The sequence below is a fragment of the Fictibacillus sp. NRS-1165 genome (genome assembly GCF_050468105.1).
GTDB lineage: Bacteria > Bacillota > Bacilli > Bacillales > Fictibacillaceae > Fictibacillus_C > Fictibacillus_C terrinigri.
In genome coordinates, this window is the sequence record NZ_JBDPNU010000163.1 from 1 (window position 1) to 1,763 (window position 1,763).

Here is a 1,763-nt window from a genome sequence, read left to right on the forward strand (position 1 = left end):
AAATTTGGGGTGCAGTTCACAGTCCTGACTGTTTTTTGTTTTGTTAAAAACACATGCACTGACATGCACTTGTAATTCAGCAGAGCCTGTTAAGCAATGACTGTTTTCTTTTCGAATAGAGGGAGAGATAAGACCTAGAAACGAAGGGGTTACACACCGAAGATTGATCTAAAAGAGAAGCGATTTTGCTGCAACGTTATCCATCTTTTCTTTCTTGTTTTGAGACTGTCAACATTTTATATGGAATGAATTCTTGGTTTACTTTTTTTGCTTCCATTTTTGAAGAAGAGGCGATAGTACAAGATTCAATCCTAAAAAGAAAATTAATAAAAAGAAAACAAAAAACTCGGGAGCTTCCATCACACGAAAAGGACTTAGGGCATTTTTTATTGCTGTATGGATTTCAAAACCTGCAAGAATATCCAATCCTAATGAAAACCCTAATAAAACCACGAAAATCAAAACAGTGATACAGATAATTTTCACTTTTATCACTCTCCAGCTATTAGGTTTTCCTTCTATGTGTTTTTCTATTTAAAAGATAAAGTGAATAAATGAGAAGGATTACGCTGAAACTTTAAAAAAAGAAAGAAAGGATCTGCTAATGCCTTCATTTTTCAAACGTGGAAAACAAGTGAAAAACAACCCAAACAAAAAAGACGGAATTAATCATAACCTTCCTGAACCCTTAAACATATCTTTGTCAGTGAACCTGGATTTCATCAATCAAAAAACGGGAAATAGTTCTGACATTGTGATTCGAACGAAAAAAATCGGCACTCATATCCAATTGACTACAGCAGTTTTGTATGTGGAAGGAATGGTGAACGAACAATCTATCCAGGATTTTTTAATTGAATCGATGATGAACAACAGTAAAGACCTAAATGCATTAGGGCCACAAGAAGCTTTAGAAAAACTAGCTGAAGATGTCGTTTCGCTTGGTCATGTCACGTGGGTTCAGGATTGGGATGCGCTGTTTTTGTCCCTAATGTCAGGGAATACTATTATTCTTGTCGACGGTGTAAAAAAAGCATTGAATGTTAGTACAAAAGGCGGGGAAAAACGCGCTATTGAGGAACCTTCGAGCCAAGTAACCGTTCGGGGTCCAAGAGATGGGTTCACTGAATCTTTAAGTACCAACACAACTCTGATACGGAAGCGTATTAATTCACCTAATTTGTGGGTTGAGTCCATGCAAATCGGTAGGGTGACAAACACCAAGGTAGCCATGGTGTATGTGCATGGAATTGCAAATGACAAAATCGTTAATGAAGTGCGTAGGCGGTTAAAGGCAATTGATATTGACAGCATTCTGGAATCAGGATATATCGAACAACTCATTGAAGATCAGACCTCAACCACCTTTCCGACTCTTTATCATACAGAAAGACCGGATTCAGTCGCAGGCAACCTCCTTGAAGGAAGAGTGGCTATCATTGTGGATGGTACACCGTTTGTACTACTTGCGCCAGCGATATTTATCCAGTTTTTTCAGGCGGTAGAAGATTATTATGCCCGTTTCGATATCTCGACCGCTCTTCGCTTCTTGCGGATCTTGATTTTCTTTATCTCAATTATAGCCCCTGCTACTTTTGTTGCGGCAACGACCTTCCATCAAGAGATGATTCCAACCAACCTACTGATTGCAATTGCAGCACAGCGGGAGACAGTTCCTTTTCCGGCATTTGTTGAGGCGGCCATGATGGAGGTAACCTTTGAAATATTACGGGAAGCCGGTATTCGTTTGCCAAGGGCGGTTG

2 protein-coding genes are annotated in these 1,763 nt (G+C 39.4%); one reads left to right on the top strand and one right to left on the bottom strand.

The window, feature by feature from the left end; genetic code table 11:
- Nucleotides 1-258: 258 nt before the first annotated feature.
- Entirely contained in the window at nt 259-486 is a 228-nt protein-coding gene (locus ABHN01_RS25540; protein WP_429877875.1) for a hypothetical protein, read from the bottom strand.
- Between the two features lie 118 nt (nt 487-604).
- On the opposite strand from ABHN01_RS25540, the gene ABHN01_RS25545 reads away from it, so the two are divergent.
- Nucleotides 605-1,763, top strand: a 1,159-nt coding sequence (locus ABHN01_RS25545) for a spore germination protein (protein WP_429877876.1), incomplete at its 3' end; no start/stop codon positions are given.